10 protein-coding genes are annotated in these 18,720 nt (G+C 71.2%); 7 read left to right on the top strand and 3 right to left on the bottom strand.

The window, feature by feature from the left end:
- Positions 1-75: 75 nt before the first annotated feature.
- The 3 genes from ACFO0C_RS00330 (at position 76) to ACFO0C_RS00320 (ending at position 5,192) form a co-directional block, all read left to right on the top strand.
- The gene (locus tag ACFO0C_RS00330; protein ID WP_378064359.1) at positions 76-1,263 is read left to right on the top strand and encodes a trans-sulfuration enzyme family protein; all 1,188 of its coding nucleotides are present in this window, start codon (positions 76-78) and stop codon (positions 1,261-1,263) included.
- Positions 1,260-3,590 (top strand): transketolase-like TK C-terminal-containing protein, encoded by a 2,331-nt coding sequence (locus tag ACFO0C_RS00325; protein WP_378064357.1) that lies wholly within the window; start codon positions 1,260-1,262, stop codon positions 3,588-3,590. The genes ACFO0C_RS00330 and ACFO0C_RS00325 overlap by 4 nt, the downstream gene beginning before the upstream one ends.
- Positions 3,591-3,719: 129 nt before the next feature.
- Complete coding sequence (locus ACFO0C_RS00320) at positions 3,720-5,192, top strand: hypothetical protein (RefSeq protein WP_378064356.1); 1,473 nt, start codon at positions 3,720-3,722, stop codon at positions 5,190-5,192.
- Positions 5,193-5,207: 15 nt separating this feature from the next.
- On the opposite strand, the gene ACFO0C_RS00315 is transcribed toward ACFO0C_RS00320, so the two are convergent.
- Positions 5,208-8,375 carry a LamG-like jellyroll fold domain-containing protein gene (locus ACFO0C_RS00315; RefSeq protein WP_378064355.1) on the bottom strand — a complete coding sequence of 1,056 codons (3,168 nt, stop codon included), beginning with the start codon at positions 8,373-8,375 and terminating at the stop codon, positions 5,208-5,210.
- A gap of 297 nt (positions 8,376-8,672) precedes the next feature.
- On the opposite strand from ACFO0C_RS00315, the gene ACFO0C_RS00310 reads away from it, so the two are divergent.
- Positions 8,673-10,028, top strand: coding sequence for an endo-1,4-beta-xylanase (locus ACFO0C_RS00310; protein WP_378064354.1), 1,356 nt, complete (start codon positions 8,673-8,675; stop codon positions 10,026-10,028).
- Between the two features lie 117 nt (positions 10,029-10,145).
- On the top strand, positions 10,146-11,351 hold the full coding sequence (locus ACFO0C_RS00305) for a cellulose-binding domain-containing protein (protein ID WP_378064353.1): 1,206 nt from the start codon (positions 10,146-10,148) through the stop codon (positions 11,349-11,351).
- Between the two features lie 72 nt (positions 11,352-11,423).
- Here ACFO0C_RS00305 and ACFO0C_RS00300 read toward each other — a convergent pair whose 3' ends face one another.
- Positions 11,424-14,171: a glycoside hydrolase family 2 TIM barrel-domain containing protein gene (locus ACFO0C_RS00300; protein ID WP_378064352.1), complete on the bottom strand. Its 2,748-nt coding sequence runs from the start codon at positions 14,169-14,171 to the stop codon at positions 11,424-11,426.
- 48 nt (positions 14,172-14,219) lie between these two features.
- Here ACFO0C_RS00300 and arfA point away from each other — a divergent pair, with 48 nt between their 5' ends.
- Positions 14,220-15,728, top strand: coding sequence for an arabinosylfuranosidase ArfA (gene arfA / locus ACFO0C_RS00295; protein ID WP_378064351.1), 1,509 nt, complete (start codon positions 14,220-14,222; stop codon positions 15,726-15,728).
- 36 nt (positions 15,729-15,764) lie between these two features.
- Positions 15,765-17,759 carry an ATP-binding protein gene (locus ACFO0C_RS00290; protein ID WP_378064350.1) on the top strand — a complete coding sequence of 665 codons (1,995 nt, stop codon included), beginning with the start codon at positions 15,765-15,767 and terminating at the stop codon, positions 17,757-17,759.
- Here the strand turns inward: ACFO0C_RS00290 and mgrA are convergent.
- Complete coding sequence (gene mgrA, locus ACFO0C_RS00285; protein ID WP_378064349.1) at positions 17,721-18,710, bottom strand: L-glyceraldehyde 3-phosphate reductase; 990 nt, start codon at positions 18,708-18,710, stop codon at positions 17,721-17,723. The two genes, ACFO0C_RS00290 and mgrA, sit on opposite strands and share 39 nt — an antisense overlap.
- Positions 18,711-18,720 lie beyond the last annotated feature (10 nt).

Raw genomic sequence — 18,720 nt, 5'->3', positions numbered from 1 at the left:
TCGAATTATGACCGGCTGGTTACCGATTCGACGGCGACTCTATGTTCGGGTTGCGAATTCCGGAACCCTACGGACATGACGAGCCCTCTGCACAGCGACTCGGTGGCCGTGCACGCCGGCCGTGAGGACCTCATCTCCCTCGGCGTGCACGCTCCGCCCCTGGACCTGTCGTCGACCTATCCGCTGCCCGATCCGTCCCGGGGCGGCGCGTCCTACGAGGCGATGGCGACCGGCGGCCATCCGCTGGCCGACGGCGGCGCCGTCTACGCCCGGTTGTGGAACCCGACGGTGGCCCGATTCGAGGCGGCCCTGGCACAGCTGGAGCGGACCGGGACGGCGGCGGCGTTCGGGTCCGGCATGGCGGCGATGACCGCGGCGATCCTGGCGCACACCACGACGACCGGCAAGCGGCACGTCGTGGCGGTCCGCCCGCTGTACGGCGGCACCGACCATCTGCTGGCCACCGGCCTGCTCGGCACCGAGGTGACGTTCTGCGCGGAACACGAGGTCGCCGGGGCGATCCGGCCGGACACGGGTCTGGTGATCCTGGAGACGCCGGCCAACCCGACGCTGGACCTGGTCGACATCGCCACCGTCGCCGAGCAGGCCGGCGAGGTTCCGTTGCTGGTGGACAACACCTTCGCCACCCCGGTGCTGCAGAATCCGGTTAGTCTCGGGGCCACCATGGCCCTGCACAGCGCGACCAAATACCTCGGCGGCCACGGCGACGTCGTCGCCGGGGTGATCGCGTGCGGCGAGAAGACCGCCGCGCGGCTGCGCCAGGTGCGGGCCGTCACCGGTGGCCTGCTGCACCCCTGGGGCGCCTATCTGCTGCACCGCGGCCTGACCACGCTGCCCGTGCGGATGCGCGCCCAGCAGGACAGCGCGCGCCGGATCGCCGGTTGGCTGGCCGGGCACCCCGCGGTCGCCCGCGTGCACTATCCCGGCCTCGACGGCGACCCGCGCGGCCTGCTCTGCCGGCAGCAGCGCGGGCCGGGCGCGATGATCGGGGTCGCGCTGCGCGGCGGTTTCGAGGCCGCCTGCCGCCTGACCACCGGCACCCGGCTGTTCACCCACGCCGTCTCGCTCGGCGGGGTGGACTCGCTGATCCAGCACCCGGCCGCGCTCACCCACCGGCCGGTGGCGGCGCACGCCCGCCCGTCGGCCGACCTGGTCCGGCTCTCGGTCGGCCTGGAGCACGCCGACGACCTGATCACCGACCTCGACCGCGCCCTCACCAGCCCGATCCGGAGACCGTCATGACCCACCCCGCCCCCGACGTCGACGTGCTGCGGGAGATCGCCCGCCGGGTGCTGTGGCTGTCGGCGTCGATCGTCGACGCCGCCAACGCCGGCCGGCCCAACGACTCCGGGGTGAAGGTCGGCGGCCACCAGGCGTCCAGCGCCTCGATGGTCGACATCATGGTGGCCCTGTGGTTCGCCGAGCTGACCGCGGCCGACCGGGTGTCGGTCAAGCCGCACGCGTCGCCGGTGCTGCACGCCGTCAACTACCTGCTGGGCGACCTCGACGAGTCGTACCTGCCGAGGCTGCGGGAGAAGGGTGGCCTCCAGTCGTACCCCTCCCGGTTGAAGGATCCGGACACGGTCGACTTCTCCACCGGTTCGGTCGGGATCGGCGCGACCGCCGCACTGTGGGCGGCGATGGCGCACCGTTATCTGGCCTCGCGGTTCGCCGGCACCCCCGCGGGCGGCCGGTTCGTCAGCCTGCTCGGTGACGCCGAGCTCGACGAGGGCGCGATCTGGGAGGCGGTGATGGACCCGGCCGTCGCGCGGATGGGCGAGCTGCTCTGGGTCGTCGACCTGAACCGGCAGTCCCTGGACCGGGTGGTGCCGGACATCCAGATCGCCAAGCTGCAGGGCATGTTCGCCGCCGCCGGCTGGCAGGTCGTCGTCCTCAAGTGGGGGCGGATCATCTCCGAGCTGTTCGAGCGGCCCGGCGGGCAGGTGCTGCGGGCCCGGCTGGAGGCGATGCCCAACGAGGAGTACCAGCGAATGCTGCGGGCCGGCCCGGCGCAGACGGCCGAGCGGATCCTCGCCGCCGGTGACGCGCTGCCGGGCGCGCCGGAGCTGAAGGCGCTGCTGGACGAGATCGACCCGGCCGAGCTGGCCGCCGCCGTCCGCGACCTGGGCGGCCACGACATCGGGCTGCTCGTCGACACGTTCCGGACGGTCGACGCGGACCGGCCGACGGTGGTGTTCGCCTACACCGTGAAGGGCCGCGGCCTGCCGACCGAGGGGCATCCCAACAACCACTCGGCCCTGCTGACCGGCGCGCAGATGGACGTGCTGGCCGCGTCGTCCGGTGTGGACCGGGCCGCGCCGTGGCAGCGGTTCGCCGACGGCACCGCGGCCGCGCGGCTGTGCGCCGACCGGGGGCGGGCGCTGCGCCGCGAGCCGGTCGCCGCACCGGCACCGGTGACCGTTCCGGCCCAGCTGGGGCATCCGTACCGCAAGCCGATCAGCACGCAGGCCGCGCTCGGCCGGCTGCTGGCCGACCTGCCCAGGGACGCCCCGTCGGCGGCCGCCCGGGTGGTCACCTGCTCCCCCGACGTGGCGTCGTCCACCAACCTGGGCGGCTGGATCAACAAGACCGGTGTCTGGGCGGTGCAGGACCGGCACGACTGGTTCGCCGACGACGCCGAGCGGGTGCTGCGCTGGCAGGAGAACCGCGACGGCCAGCACATCGAGCTGGGCATCGCCGAGGTCAACCTGGTGTCGCTGCTGGGTGAGCTGGGCGCCACGTGGTCGCGGTGGGGCGAGCGGCTCATCCCGATCGCGACGCTCTACGACCCGTTCGTGTCCCGGGCGCTGGAGCCGTGGTCCTACGGCATCTACGCGGGCGGCCAGTCGATCCTGGTGGGCACGCCGTCCGGGGTGACCCTGGCGCCGGAGGGCGGCGCGCACCAGTCGATCACCACGCCGTCGATCGGGCTGGAGCAGCCGGGTTGTGTCGCGTGGGAGCCGGCGTTCGCGCAGGACCTGGAGTGGTGCTTCCTGCACGCGATGGACCGGGTGGGTGTGCGGGGCGGCACCTCGGCGTACTTCCGGCTCTCCACCCGGCCGATCGACCCGCTGGCGGCGGCCGTGCCGGACGACCCGGCCCTGCGGGAGCGGCGCCGCCGGCAGGCGGTCGCGGGTGGCTACCGGCTGCCCGCGGAGCACGCGGCGGAGGCGGAGGACGTCACCCTCGTCGGGGTGGGCGCGATCATGCCGGAGGTGATCGCCGCCGCCCGGTCGCTGGCCGCGGCCGGGGTGAACGCCGGTGTGGTCTGCCTGACCAGTCCGGATCTGGTGTTCCGGTCGTTCCAGCAGCGGGGTGCCCGGGACGCGGGCGTGGGCGGCGACATCCTGGCCGAGCTGTTCCCGGAGGGGCCCCGCACGCCGCTGGTCACCGTGCTCGACGGTCATCCGCACACGCTGGCGTTCCTCGGCGCGGTCCGCGGCGACCGGATCCGGTGCCTCGGCGTGACGGAGTTCGGTCAGTCGTCGAGCCTGGCCGACGCCTACCGGCTGCACGGCATCGACACGGCGTCGATCGTGGACGCCGCCCTGACCGTGACGGGCCGCTGAGAGCCGTGGCCCAGCGACCTCAACGGCCGCGCATGACCTGCCGGAGCGACGGCTCGCGATCCTGACCTGCTCCGGACTGGACACGGTGCACCAGAATCGGAGCCTCCACGACGTGGCGAGGGGGTTCCGGTGGGTCGTGCGCTGTGGTGGGGTCTTCCGGTCCTGGCGGTGACCGTCCTGTTGCTCTGGTGGGCCTCCTACGTCACCACGATCGCGGTGTGGGAACTGCGCAATCTGACTCCCTGGCTGGTGCTGGCGGTGCTGGTCGCCGCGCTCGCCGCGGCCGGGGCCCGGTTCGGGGTGGCCACGGGCTGGCTGGGCCTGGTGATCGGGCTGGTGCTCGGCGTCGGCTGGCTCGTCGTCAACTCGTATCTGCAGGACCGCGACTACGCGTCGGCCATGCGGGTGGTCGACGACCCGGTGCCGGGTCTGGCGGCGCGCGCGCCCTATGTGGTCGGTGAGGCCCAGGCCGCGCCGAACCTGGGTGACGTGACCGGCGAGATCGTCGACATCACCTATCTGCCGGACACGGACCGGTTCGGGACCCTGGTGGAACGGCGCGGCTGGCTCGCCGGGTACGAGGTGGGCCTGGTCCAGGAGGTGCCGCTGGGCAGCAACGGCCGGAGCACGCAGCGGTGTGCCTTCGACCTCGACGCGGCCGGCGCGCGGGTCGGCGGCTGGTTCGGCCACAACCTGGGGCGCCGGATCTCGGCCGAGCAGCGGTGGGTCCGGTTCGACGAGCGGGACGTCTACGTGTACTGCGCGGGCGACACCCCGATGGTGGTGGTGCCGTTGAAACGGCAAGTCGGGGTGCTGACGGTGACCGAGCGGCCGGCCGGGGCGGCGGTCTACAACGGGCACACCGGTCAGCTGACCGTCACCACCGACACGGCCTCGATCCCCGGGTCGACCTATCCGATCAGTCTCGCCGCCCGTCAGCGTGAGGGCACGGCCGCGGTGGGCGGCTTCGCCGACTGGTGGTTCGAGCGCGGCGGCTGGGACGCCTCCGACGACGGCACCAACGAGGACAACAACTCCGAGTTCACGCTGCGTTACACCAACGGCACGAGCAGCGCCTACGTCACACCGCTCACCCCGCAGGGCGAGGCGAGTTCGGTGGTGGCCGTGTCCACGGTGCCGACCCGGCACACCGGTCTGGACCTCGCCCCGATGACGGTGCACCGGCTGAACCCGACGTGGTCGTCGCCGGAGGCAGTGGTGGCGCTGATCAAGGCCGAGTACCGGGACGCCTGCTGCTGGAACGGGGACGAGGTGTTCGAGGTGGTGCCGACCGGCGGGACCACGTGGACCGCCACGATCGGCAGCCGGCAGAGCATCCGTTACCGGGTGGTGGGCCGTGGCCAGGTGAACGGCCGGGAGGCGACCTGCCTGCAGACGGCCGAGGGCGTGTTGATCCGGTGTGCGTACGCGGCGCCCGGCTCGGCCGAGGAGCAGGAGCTCAAGCGCATCGAGGAGCAGAAGAAGCAGCAGGAGCAGGCGCAGCAGGGCCAGACCGGCGACCTGGGCACGCTCACCGACCAGCAGCTGGCCGATCTGAACACCCGGCTCGCCGAGGAGTTGAGCCGGCGCCTCAAGGACTGAGGCGCCGGCCCGTGGTCAGCGCGCCTGGTGGAGCGCGCTGATCTCCTCGTCGGTCAGGGCGCGGTCGATCGCGTGCACCCCGTCGATGGCGCCGGACCAGAAGTCGACCCGGTTCCCGGCGTACCTGGCCCGTCCCACCGACAGCGGCCCGGTGCTGACCACGTCGGGGCCGGCCGCGACGGTGGCGACGCGGACGCCGTCGACGTAGAGCCGGATCTGGCCGGTGGCGTGGTCGCGGACCCCGGCCAGGTGGTACCAGCGGTTCAGCTCGGGCGTCGTCACCAGGCGGGCCCGGTTGCCACCGGGCGTGCTGAAGGCGAAGGCGCCCTGGCCGTACTGCAGGTAGAAGGGGTTCTCGGTGCGGCGGCCGTCCTGGCTGACGACCGTCGCGTAGTTGCCGGGCAGCTTGTCGAGCGTCACCCAGGCGCTGACCGTGTAGTCCTTCGTGGTGTCGAGGACAGGCGCCGCGGTGTCGGCGTGGTCACCGTCACCGTCGAACCTCAGCGCCGACCCGGTCACGCCGGGCGTCCACGCGGTGTTCCCGGTGAGGGTCAGGTGGCTGTCGCCGCCGCTGTCGCGGGCGGTGGTGCCGCTGTTCTCGTCCAGGTTCCAGTCGCCGTGGCCGGGGTACGTCCGGGTCTGCCCCGACGCCGCTCCGGCCGCGATGACACGGGCGTTGACCGCCCGTACCGCCTGGGGGTCGACCTTGATCTCCCGGCGGTCGTAGGTCCAGAGGCCGTTGAGCTCGGTCTCCAGGTCGGTGATCTGGGTGTAGACCGAGCCGGACAGCTCGTTGGCCGCGGCCTCCAGGTAGTACCGCTCGGTGTTGTCGACGTACTTGGCGGTCAGGGCCGCCTTGTCGGCGACGCCGCTGTAGATGACGGCCGGCGGGCCGGGCCACATGTGCCCGGGGGTGCGCAGCGTGAAGCCGCCGTGCTCGCCGTCCATCGCGATGCGGGTCGCGTCCGGGAAGGCCGGGTCGTTGTTGACGTAGTCGTGATGGTCGATCACGTCGCCCTCACCGGAGTCGCCCTTGGAGTTGCAGCAGTTCACACCGCTGTGCGCGTTGAGGATCCGGGTCGGGTCCTCGGACTTGATCTGCTCGGCGATCCGGCCGGTGGCGGCGCGGTCCCACTCGCCCCAGCCCTCGTTGAAGACGATCCAGCCGATGATCGACGGGAAGTTGTGCAGCTGGCGCATCATCTCCCGGCCCTGGCTGAGGAACGCCTTCTGACCGGCGGTGCCGGTGATGTCGGCCGACACGAAGTCCTGCCAGACAAGCAGGCCCAGTTCGTCGGCGTGCCGGTACCAGCGGGCGGACTCGACCTTGATGTGCTTGCGGACCGCGTTGAAGCCGAGCTTCTTCGTCTCGACCAGGTCGAACCTCAGGGCGGCGTCGCTGGGCTGGGTGTAGAGGCCGTCCGGCCAGAACCCCTGGTCCAGAGTGGCCAGCGAGAAGACCGGCTTGCCATTCAAAGTCAACTTCGGGAAACCACCGACCTGTTGTACGGCCACCTCACGCAGTCCGAAGTAGCCGCGGACGGTGTCGCCGCCCAGCTTCACGTCGACGTCGTACAGGTACGGGTCGTCGGTGCTCCAGAGTCGCGGCTTGGCGATCTTGACGGTGAGGTCGGTATTGGCTCGACCTCTAGCCGTACCCACCGATTTGCCCTTTTTGTCCTTGACGGTGATTGTCGCCGACTCGACGGAGGTCGCATCGATCCTCACCTTGACCGATCCGGTCGCGACGTCCGGGGTGAGGACGAGGCCGTCGATCCCGGCCACGGCGACCGGCTCCAGCCAGACCGTCTGCCAGATGCCCGACGACGGCTCGTAGACGATGCCGCCGGGGTTGAGCGACTGCTTGCCCTTCGGCTGGTCCGGCCCGGTGACGTCGGTGACCCCGACGATGATCTCCTGCCGGCCGTGCCCCTTGAGCGCGCCGGTGATGTCGGCGGTGAAGGCGGTGTAGCCGCCGGTGTGCTCGGCCACGAGTGTGCCGTTGACCCAGACCTTCGCCTGGTAGTCGACGGCGCCGAAGTTCAGCTTGATCCGCTTGCCCGTCCAGCCGCCCGGGACGGTGACGAGCCTGCGGTAGAACATGTGGTCCTCGCGCCGCTCGATGCCGGACAGCTGCGACTCGACCGGGAACGGCACGATGATCTTCTCGGGCAGCTTCGCGCCGAAGACCGGCTGCTCACCGGCCTCGGCACCGGCGAACTCCCACGGCCCGTTGAGGTTGAGCCAGTCCTTGCGGATCAGTTGCGGGCGCGGGTACTCCGGCAGCGGGTGGCGCTCGTCGACCCGGTCACCCCACGGCGTGGTGAGCCGGTGCGTGGAGTCGTTGGCGGCCGAGCGGATGGTCTGCGGGACGGTCTCGCCGCCGACGACCAGGCCACCGGTGCCGTCGTAGGCGACCCGGACCTTCTGGTTCTTCTGCACCTTCTCACCGAGGGTGACGACGACCTTGTCCCGCTTCTTCCGGACGCTCGCGATCGGGAAGGCGGTCGTGTCGACCTCCACCTTGAGGTGCTGGGCGAGCGTGCCGAGGTCGTCCACGGTGGCGTCGAAGTCGGCGATCAGTGTCCTGCCGTCGGGCTCGACGCCGAACGCGACCGGGAAGATCTGGAATCCGTCCGGCGGCGTGAAAGCGCTCTCCGGGACGATCTGCTTGTCGAGGCCGGCGCCCGACCAGCGCAGGAACAGATTGGCGCCGCCGACATCCTGGAACATCTCGATGCGTACGGTGTGCGCCTCCCCCGCCACCAGCGGCACGGCCGCACTGACCTGCTCGCGGTCCCAGTCACCGACCCAGTGGTCGATCACCGGCCGCTCGTCGATCAGGAAGCGGAATCCGTTGTCGCCGATCATGTGGAACGTGTAGTCACCGGTGGCCGGGGCGGTGATCTTCCCGGTCCAGCGGGCGGTCGTGTGCTCGGTGCGCCCGGTCAGCGACTCGAACGTCCCGGCCAGCCCCGGCAGGTCGATGTTCGGGTCGAGCACGATCCCGCCGAGCCCGGCGCCGGGGAAGTCACGGGCGCCCGGGGCGGACATCCGGAAGTACTCCCCCTTGAGCCCGTGCACTGCGGCCGCCGCGGCCGAGGCGGGACCGGCGGGCGCCACGAGGGCGGAGAGGGTCAGCAGGACGGTGGCGAGCAGAGGTCTCCAGAGCAATCGCGGCATCGATTGTTTCCCCTCGATCAATGGCACATTGCAAACACACTGAACTATTTACATGCCGGAAGTCAACAGAAGAAAACAGCTTCGGACATGTTCGCGCGAATCTCGCCACCACCGACTCCGCAGCGGTCGCCGGCATAACGATTTTCCAATCGATAGTTCCGGATTTCTTTCGACGTTTTGGCAGCGGCTGTCATCTATCTGCCGAACAAATGTCGACGTAGGATCCCGACTAACTTCCGATAGGTTTCCGGAAGTTTCGGAAGACCCGTTCCCCACGGCCGAGGAGGCTCATCCCCTATGAACGAACCGAACATCCGGCGCCGCTGGCGGGCCCTCGCCGTCACCGGCGTGCTCGTCGCCATGACGGCCACCACCGCCGTCCTGTGGCCCGGCACGTCCAGCGCCGCGTCGACGCTCGGTGCGTCCGCCGCCGAGCGTGGCCGATACTTCGGCACCGCGATCGCCGGCAGCCGACTGAGCGACTCGCAGTACACGACGATCGCGAACCGCGAGTTCAACATGATCTCGGCCGAGAACGAGATGAAGCTCGACGCGACCGAGCCGAACCAGAACCAGTTCACCTTCGGCTCCGGCGACCAGATCGCCAACTGGGCCCTCAACAACGGCAAGCGGCTCCGCGGCCACACCCTCGCCTGGCACTCCCAGCAGCCGGGCTGGATGCAGCGCATGGAGGGCTCCTCGCTGCGGTCGGCGATGCTCAACCACGTCACCCGGGTCGCGACCTACTACCGGGGCAAGATCTACGCCTGGGACGTGGTGAACGAGGCCTTCGCCGACGGCTCCTCCGGTGCCCGCCGCGACTCCAACCTGCAGCGCACCGGCAACGACTGGATCGAGGCCGCGTTCCGGGCCGCGCGGGCGGCCGACCCGAACGCCAAGCTCTGCTACAACGACTACAACACCGACAACTGGTCGCACGCGAAGACGCAGGCCGTCTACCGGATGGTCCAGGACTTCAAGTCGCGCGGCGTGCCGATCGACTGCGTCGGCTTCCAGGCGCACTTCAACTCCGGCAACCCGGTGCCGAGCAACTACCACACCACCCTGCAGAACTTCGCCGACCTCGGCGTCGACGTGCAGATCACCGAGCTCGACATCGAGGGCTCCGGGACGAGCCAGGCCGACCAGTACCGCGGCATCGTCCAGGCCTGCCTGGCGGTGACCCGGTGCAACGGCATCACCGTGTGGGGCGTCCGCGACAGCGACTCGTGGCGTGCGTCCGGCACCCCGCTGCTGTTCAACGGCAACGGCCAGAAGAAGGCGGCGTACGACGCGGTGCTCGCCCAGCTGAACACCGGCCAGCCCAACCCGGGTGAGTCGTCGGGTGGCCCGAGCCCCAGCCCTTCGGGTTCGCCCGGCGGGAGCGGCTGCACCGCTACCTACAGCGAGGGCCAGAAGTGGAACGACCGCTTCAACGGCCAGGTCACCGTCACCGGTAGCTCCAACTGGATCGTCACCGTGACGGTCTCCTCGCCGCAGCGCATCATCGCCACCTGGAACGTCAGTGCCACCTGGGACTCCAGCGGCAACGTCATGACCGGCCGGCCGAACGGCAACGGCAACTCGTTCGGGTTCACCGTCCAGCACGGTGGCAACTGGTCCTGGCCCGCGCTGACCTGCCGGACCGCCTGAGGTGACCGGCGCCCATGGTGGACGGCGCGGCCGTCCACCATGGGCTTGGGGGATGTACGATCCTCGATATATGGGAGCGCTCCCACGCTCTCTCCGTTCCCCGAGGAGATATCCCCCATGCGTCTCCGTTCCGTCCTCACCGCCCTGGCGGTGGCCGTCGCGTCCGGTGGCATCGTCGCCGGGCTGCGGGTGCCCGCCGCGCACGCCGCCGCCGTCTGTAGCGTCGACTTCGCCGTCAACCAGTGGGCGACCGGGTTCACCGCCGACGTCAAGCTCACCAACACCGGGGCGGCCGTCACCTCCTGGAGTCTGACCTGGACCTTCGCCGGCAACCAGACCGTCACCAACGGGTGGAACGCCCAGGTCTCCCAGGCCGGCCAGAAGGTCACCGCCGCCAACGTGAACTGGAACGGCAACCTGCCGACCGGCGCCTCGGCGTCGTTCGGGTTCCAGGCGGCCTACTCCGGGGCCAACGTCAAGCCCACCGACTTCGCCCTCAACGGGGTGTCCTGCGCGGGGGACGTCCCGCCGTCGAGCCCGGCCCCGTCGAGCCCGGCGCCGTCCAGCCCCGCCCCGTCCAGTCCGGCCCCGTCGAGCCCGGCGCCGTCCAGCCCGGCCCCGTCCAGCCCCGCACCGGCCTGTTCGAGCGGGGCGCTCTGTGACGGCTTCGAGAGCCAGGCGGCCGGTGCACCGGCCGGGGACTGGGCGGTGACCTACCCCGATTGCCAGGGCGCCGGGACGGCCACCGTCGACAGGAGCGTCGCCCACAGCGGGTCCACGTCGCTGCGGGTCGGTGGCGCCGCCGGGTACTGCAACCACGTCTTCGTCCGCAACACAGCACTGCTCGCCGCGGCCGGCAGCACCCTGCACGTCCGCTACTGGGTGCGGCACACCACCGCCCTGCCCGCCTCGCACATCACCATGGTCGCGCTGCGCGACGCCGCCGACGGCGACCGTGATCTGCGGTTCGGCGGGCAGAACGGCGCGCTCCAGTGGAACCGCGCCTCCGACGACGCGACGCTGCCCGAGCAGAGCCCGGCCGGTGTCGCGCTGTCCCGGCCGCTGCCGGTGAACGTCTGGTCCTGCGTGGAGTTCAAGGTGAACGGCACGGACGGGACGATGGAGACCTGGCTCGACGGGGTGTCGGTGCCGGGCCTGCTGCAGGACGGGGTGGCCACGCACGACATCGACGGGCAGTGGCTCAACCGCACCTACCGGCCGCGGCTCACCGATCTGCGGCTCGGCTGGGAGAGCTACGGCGAGGGCGCCGACACCCTGTACTACGACGACGTGGCCGTCAGCGGCTCCCGCATCGGCTGCTGACCCCACGGCCACGTCCCGGGCCGGCCTCGGCGGACCCCCGCCGGACCGGCCCGGGACACGGCACCCCGGATGTCAGTGCTGCTGGAGGATGACGCGCAGGCGCTGGGCGGACGGCTGGAGGCGGTAGGCCGGGAGCACACCCTGGCCGCATGACGCCGTCCCGACGCCGGAGGTGGCCGCGTCCAGGGAGATCCACGTCGACGTGGCAATCGGCAGCTCATGATCGTGACCGGTCATGGCGATCACCCCGCGGGACCATGGCCGTACCGTCAGCGGCACGTCCACCCCGCGTACCCGCACGCCGATCCCGCCGAGGTCGACGGTGGCGTCGTCGATGCGGCGGGCGCCGTGTTCCTGTGGGCGGACGGTACGGACCGCGAACTCGTCCCGGCCCGCGGTGAAGGTGCCGTAGCGGGCCCCCTGGCCGGTGTCCGGGTACTGCGGGCCGGGACCCCAGCCGGCCCACGTCACCCGGGTGGTCGGCCGGTCCAGGCGCAGGTCGACACCGGCCCGGGCCCATTCGCACGGCCACTGCCCGTAGGGCTCGATCGTCAGGTCCAGGGCGAGCGCGGCGCCGTCGCTCGTCCACCGCCAGATCGCGTCGACACCGGCGTCGATCACCGGCGGGCCGCTGCGGGTACGTACGACGAGCGCGGCGCCGTCGGCCGTGACGTCGATCAGGCGGGTCCGCAGATCGGCGAGACGGGCCGCGGACCACCGATCGGCCATCGACGGAAGGTCGCGCTCCTCCCAGCCGATGCCGCGATCATTCTCGGTCGGCGCCCGCCACAGACTCACCGCCACGTCGTGCAGGTCGAGATCGCCGAGCCGCACCGGCATGCCGGTCCGCGGATCGAACACAGCGGGCCCGAGCCGCAGATCGGGTGACGGGACGGCTGACGGGACGATGGTGGCGGGTGGACGGGGTGGGACGTGCTGTGTCCAGGCCACCTCCCGGCCGTCGGCCCGGTCCCGTAGCGAGATGGTCGACGGGGTGGTCGACGGCACCTTCAGGGGTATGGTCGCGGTCGCGCCCGCGGGGACGTCCGGGAGCGGGAAACCGGCGTCCAGGTGGGACAGGTCGAGGCTGTGGTATCGGTTGACGATCGTCAGGGTGGACCGCTCGGCGTCGATGGTGAGCCCGACCGGCGCGAACACCCGGGCCACGTCGGCCAGTCCCGGCCCCGGGGTGCGGTCGGCGTGGACGAGTCCGTCGATGACGAAGCTGCCGTCGTGCACCGTCTCGCCGAAGTCGCCGCCGTAGAGCTGGATCGTCCGCCCGTCGTCCGTGGTCCCGCCGTGCAGCGCGTGTTCCACCCACTCCCAGATGAACCCGCCCGCCAGCCGCGGGTAGCGGTGGAACAGCTCCTGGTACTCGCTGAGACCGCCCGGCCCGTTGCCCATGGCGTGCGCGTACTCGCAGAGCAGGAACGGCAGCTCGCGCCGGTGGTCGTCCTCGGGTTCGGTGAACGCGCCGATCCGCTCGACCTCGCCGGTCGTCGCGTACATCCGGGAGTAGACGTCCACGTGCAGGCTGCGGCGGTCGCCCTCGTAGTGGACGAGCCGCTCCGGGTCGCGTTGTCTCGTCCACTCGGCGATCGCGTCGAGGTTGACGCCGGTGCCGGCCTCGTTGCCGAGCGACCAGAACAGCACGCTGGCGTGGTTCTTGTCGCGTTCCACGGTGCGGCGCATCCGGTCCAGGTAGGCGTCGTGCCACTGCGGGTCGTCGCTCGGGTTGCCGCGCCAGTCGTTGAGCTCGAAACCGTGGGTCTCCAGGTCGTTCTCGACCATCACGTAGAGGCCGAGTTCGTCGGTGAGGTCCAGGAAGTCCGCCTGCGGCGGGTAGTGCGACGTGCGTACCGCGTTGATGTTGTGCTCTTTCATGAGCAGCAACTCGGCCCGGGCGGTGTCGAGGTCGACGGTCCGGCCGTGCAGGGGGTGGTGTTCGTGCCGGTTGACGCCGCGCAGGAGCAGGGGCCGGCCGTTGAGCATCAGGGTCGCGTCGTCGACGTGCACCGACCTGAAACCGATGCGCAGGGTGACCGCCTCAGCCGGGGTGTGGACGCGGACGTCGTACAGCGAAGGGGTCTCCGCGGTCCAGGGACGAACGGACCGGAAGTGATGGGTCTGCCCCGCGCCCAGGTCGTCGCGGCCGAGAGACGGGACGCTGACGGTGACCACCGCATCGCTGCCGGCCTCGACCCGCAGCGTGCCGGAGCCGTCGCGGTGGTCGTAGGTGGTGTGCACGAAGACGTCGCGGAGGCCGCCCGACGGGCGCGCGAGCAGGGTGACGCTCCGGAAGATGCCGGGCATCCACCACATGTCCTGGTCTTCGAGGTAGCTGTGCGCCGACCACTGGGCCAGGCGTACCACCAGCACGTTCACGCCCGCGCGGAGCACGTCGGTGGTGTCGAACTCGTGCGTCAGGCGGCTGCCGCGGACGGTGCCGAGTTCGACGTCGTTGAGCCACACCGTCGCGGCGCCGTCGACCCCCTCGAAGCGCAGGGCCGACGGATGCGCCAGCACCGCCGGGTCGGCCTCGAACTCGCGCCGGTGCTCGTGGACCGGGTTGTCGTCCGGCGGGTGCGGCGGGTCGACCGGGAACGGGAACTGCACGTTGGCGTAGATCGGCGAGCCGTGGCCCTGGAGCGGCAGATGCCCGGGAACCCGGACCTCCGACCAGTCGCCGCCGGGGAGCGCCCGGACCCGCCAGGTGCCGTCGAGCGACTGACGGGGCGCGTCGGAGCGCAGGTGGGCGCGGGCGGGCAGACTGCCGCGGCCCGGCTGGGGGGAGGCCAGTTCGGTGCGAAACGATGTCACGGGTACATAGTCTTTCTTGATCAAGGTCGGACGTGAAGGAGTTCCCGCGTGACCCGTGCCCATCTCACACTGCACCCGGCGTTCCGGGTCGGCGCGGTGGACCGGCGGCTGTTCGGTGGTTTCGTCGAACATCTCGGCCGGCACATCTACGACGGAATCCACGAGCCCGGGCATCCCACGGCCGGGCCGGACGGTTTCCGGCGTGACGTGGTCGAGCTGGTCCGGGAGCTGGGGGTGACCACGATCCGCTACCCCGGTGGCAACTTCGTCTCCAACCACCGGTGGGAGGACGGCGTCGGCCCGGCCGGCGAGCGGCCCCGGCGGCTCGACCTGGCGTGGCACTCGACCGAGACCAACCGGGTCGGGCTGCACGAGTTCCAGCAGTGGCTCGACCTGGTCGGCGGCGAGCTGATGCTGGCCGTCAACCTCGGCACCCGCGGCGTGCCGGAGGCCCTGGACCTGCTCGAGTACACCAATGTTCCGTCCGGAACCACGCGCTCCGACCAGCGCCGGGCGAACGGGCGCGAGGAGCCGTTCGGGGTGACCATGTGGTGCCTCGGCAACGAGATGGACGGCCCGTGGCAGGTCGGGCACCGCTCCGCCGACGACTACGGCAAGCTCGCCTCGCAGGTGGCGAAGGCGATGCGGCTGGTCGACAACCGTCTCCAGTTCGTGGTGTGCGGCTCGTCCGGCCGGAACATGCCCACCTTCGGCGCGTGGGAGCGCACGGTTCTGGAGCACACCTACGACGACGTCGAGTACATCTCCTGCCACGCCTACTACCAGGAGACCGACGGCGACCTGGGCAGCTTCCTCGCCTCGGGGGTGGACATGGCCGCCTTCATCGAGGAGGTCGTGGCCACCGCCGACCATGTCCGGGCGGTCAAACGCTCCGGGAAGCGCATCCAGATCTCCTTCGACGAGTGGAACGTCTGGTATTTCACCCGCTGGAACGCGCAGGAGGGCACCTTCGACATCGGCGACTGGCCGGTGGCGCCGCGCCTGCTGGAGGACGTCTACACGGTCGCCGACGCGGTCACCGTCGGCGGGCTGCTCATCACCCTGCTCAACCACGCCGACCGGGTCACCTCGGCGTCGCTCGCCCAGCTGGTCAACGTGATCGCGCCGATCATGACCGAGCCGGGTGGTCCCGCCTGGCGCCAGACCACGTTCTTCCCGTTCTCCCTCACCTCCCGGGCAGCCCGGGGTACGGCACTCGCCGTCACCATCGACGCCGGGACCGTCACGACCAAGCGGTACGGCGAGGTGCCCGCGGTCGCGGCGGCCGCCACGGTCGACGACGGCGGCACGGTGCACCTGTTCCTGCAGAACCGGGACACCACCGGCCCGGCCACGGTGACCGTCGACCTGACCGGTTTCCCGGAGCTGTCGTCGGCCACCGCCACCGGCATCTGGGACGACGATCCGTACGCCGCGAACACCCTGACCGAACCGGACCGGGTGACCCCGCGCCCCAACGACACGGCGTCCATCAGCGGCAACATCGTGACGATCACGCTGCCACAGGTCTCCTGGACGAGGATCACCCTGGCCTGAGGGTCTCAGCTTCGTCCCGGACCGGCCGATGAGGAGATGTCGACCGTCCTCCGGGAGGAAGCGGTGAAAGCCGACCACCGGCGCTCCCTGGCCCGAACCGTGTGCTTCGCCCTCGCCTACGCGGTGGCCTGCTACGCCGGGCGGCGCCTGGTCGTGGTCGGTAACCACAACCTGGCCTGGCCGGCCGCCGGCGTGGCGGTGATCTGGTTCTGCGCGCACCGGCGGGCGCCCACCCGGCGCCTGGACATGCTGTTGCTCGTCCTGATCCTGGGTGCCGTCAACTGGCGGACCGGAACCAGCCCGGCGGTCGGTGTCGTCGCCGGGCTGGTCGGGCTGGTGCAGGCCCTGGTGTTCCTCCGGCTGCTGACCCGGTGGGCGCCGCACCTGTGGGGCGGCGGCGGTGACGCGCCACTGCGGTGCCCGCGCGACCTGTGGGCGCTGCTCAAGGCCGGTTTCGGGGCGACACTCGCGGCCAGCGCGGTCAGCCTGGTGGGCCGCTGGCTGATCACCGGCACCGCGCCACTGACCGTCACGACCATGTCGGTGGCCCGGCACACCGCCAGCATCCTGATCATCGGAGCCGCCGGGATCTGCGCCGGATCCGCCCTCACCAGGCGCGTCCCCCTCCGGTCCCCGGCCCCACCACGCCGGATCGCCGAGATCGCCGGACTCGGGACGCTCAGCATCGCCGGTCACCTGGCCGTCTTCGCCTACGAGCACCAGTTCCCGGTGTCGTTCGCGCTGCTCGGCATCACCGTGCTGGTCGGGGTACGGCTCAGCACCGGCTGGGTGCTGCTGCACAACCTGGTGGTCAGTGTCGTCGCGTTGCGGTACACCCTGGCCGGGTACGGGCCGTTCGCCCAGGTCGGTGACGTGCCCCTGCGCGCGGTCGTGGTGCAGCTGTTCGTCACCCTGGTCGCTCTCGTCGGCTTGGCGCTGGCGCTGGGCCGGGAGGAGCGCCGGACGCTGGTGACCGCCCTGGCCCAGGAGAAGGAACAGGTCAAACGGCACGCCGACCTGCTCGCCGCGATCATCGACTCGATGCCCGACGGGCTGGCGGTGATCGGCCCGGAGAACCGGGTGACGCTGCGCAACCCGGCCGTCGCCGGCATGGCCGACAACGACCTGGCCCGGCTGCGTGCGCTCGCCGACCAGGACGACACCAGCACCGACATCGTGGTGAACCGCCCGGGCGAACCGGAGAGCCGGGTGATCCGGGTGACCGCCACCGCGCTGCCGCACCCGGACGGCACGCACAGCGCGGTGGTGCTGTTCCACGACATGACCGCCGAGCGCCGGCACCGTGACGAGCTGACCAGCTTCGCCGGTGTCGTGGCGCACGACCTGCTCAACCCGCTGGCCAGCGTGGACGGCTGGACGACGGCCGCGATGGAGGCGCTGGAGGAGGCGCCGGACCATCCGGGCGTCAGTGAGGCGTACGACGGCCTCACCCGCGTCAGCCGATCGTCGGCCCGGATGCGGGGCCTGATCGACGGGCTGCTCGCGTACGCCACCGCACGGGAGGCGATGGTCACCCCGGCCCCGGTCGACCTGGCCGAGGTGGTCGCCGAGATCGCCCTCGCCCGCACCGACGCCGCGGCGGCCGCCGGCAGCCCGATGCCCCGCTTCACGATCGGCCCGCTCCCGGCGGTGCGGGCCGATCCGGTCCTGGTCCGGCAGCTGCTGGACAACCTGATCGGCAACGCCGTCAAGTACACCGCGCCCGGCGTGCTCCCGGCCCTGCGGATCACCGCCGAGGACGACCACGGGATGGTGGCCGTCCGGATCGTCGACAACGGCATCGGCATCCCCGCCGGACAGCACGAGGCGATCTTCGGCAACTTCCACCGGGCCCACGCCGACGGCGGCTACCGCGGCACCGGGCTCGGCCTGACCATCTGCAAACGCATCGTGGAACGGCACGGCGGCACCATCACCGCCGTCGACGACCCGGGTGGCGGCTCCTGCTTCACCTTCACGCTGCCGCCGCTGTCACTGGCTGCTGGAGCCCGCCCACAGGTTGATGCCTGACTCGGTGGCGTACTTGTCGATCTCGGCCAGTTCCTCGCCGGTGAACGTGAGGTTCTCCAGGGCCGCGACGTTGGCCTCCAGCTGGCGGACACTGCTGGCGCCCAGCACCGTGGAGGTCATCCGCGGGTCCCGCAGCACCCAGGCGATCGCCATCTGGGCCAGGGTCTGGCCGCGCCGCCGGGCGATCTCGTCCAGCGCCCGGATCTTGTCGAGGTTCTCCGCGCTGAGCAGCTCGGTGCTCAGCGACTTGTCCGCGCCGGCCCGCGAGCCGTCCGGCACCCCCTGCAGGTAGCGGTCGGTGAGCATGCCCTGCGCCAGCGGCGAGAACGCGATGCACCCGGCACCCACCTGCTCCAGGGTGTCGAGCAGGCCGCCCTCGACCCAGCGGTTCAGCATCGAGTACGACGGCTGGTGGATGAGCAGCGGTGTGCCCAGGTCACGCAGGATCGCCGCGGCCTCGGCGGTCCGCGCCGGCGAGTAGGACGAGATGCCGGCGTAGAGCGCCTTGCCGGCCCGCACCGCCGCGTCCAGGGCGCCCATCGTCTCCTCCAGCGGCGTCTCCGGGTCGAGCCGGTGCGAGTAGAAGATGTCGACGTAGTCCACGCCCATCCGCCGCAGCGACTGGTCCAGCGAGGCGGTCAGGTACTTGCGCGAGCCCCAGTTGCCGTACGGCCCTGGCCACATGTCGTAGCCGGCCTTGGTCGACACGACCATCTCGTCGCGGTGGCCCCGGAGGTCGGTCGCCAGGATCCGGCCGAAGTTCTCCTCCGCCGAGCCGTACGGCGGCCCGTAGTTGTTGGCCAGGTCGAAGTGGGTGATGCCCAGGTCGAACGCCCGGCGCAGGATCGCCCGCTGGGTCTCCAGGGGCTTGTCCTCGCCGAAGTTGTGCCACAGGCCGAGGGAGACGGCGGGCAGCTTGAGGCCACTGCGCCCGCTACGGCGGTATTCCATGTTCCTACCT

Source organism: Actinoplanes subglobosus (assembly GCF_042650585.1).
GTDB lineage: Bacteria > Actinomycetota > Actinomycetes > Mycobacteriales > Micromonosporaceae > Actinoplanes > Actinoplanes subglobosus.
Note: the sequence above shows the minus strand (reverse complement) of the source record. Positions and strands in the feature narration are given on the sequence as shown.

Excerpts from the sequence above, each read along its gene's own strand:
- ACFO0C_RS00330 (WP_378064359.1), top strand. The coding sequence starts at position 76 with ATGACGAGCCCTCTGCACAGCGACTCGGTGGCCGTGCACGCCGGCCGT.
- ACFO0C_RS00325 (WP_378064357.1), top strand. The coding sequence starts at position 1,260 with ATGACCCACCCCGCCCCCGACGTCGACGTGCTGCGGGAGATCGCCCGC.
- ACFO0C_RS00315 (WP_378064355.1), bottom strand. The coding sequence starts at position 8,375 with ATGCCGCGATTGCTCTGGAGACCTCTGCTCGCCACCGTCCTGCTGACC.
- ACFO0C_RS00310 (WP_378064354.1), top strand. The coding sequence starts at position 8,673 with ATGAACGAACCGAACATCCGGCGCCGCTGGCGGGCCCTCGCCGTCACC.
- ACFO0C_RS00305 (WP_378064353.1), top strand. The coding sequence starts at position 10,146 with ATGCGTCTCCGTTCCGTCCTCACCGCCCTGGCGGTGGCCGTCGCGTCC.
- ACFO0C_RS00290 (WP_378064350.1), top strand. The coding sequence starts at position 15,765 with ATGTCGACCGTCCTCCGGGAGGAAGCGGTGAAAGCCGACCACCGGCGC.
- mgrA (WP_378064349.1), bottom strand. The coding sequence starts at position 18,710 with ATGGAATACCGCCGTAGCGGGCGCAGTGGCCTCAAGCTGCCCGCCGTC.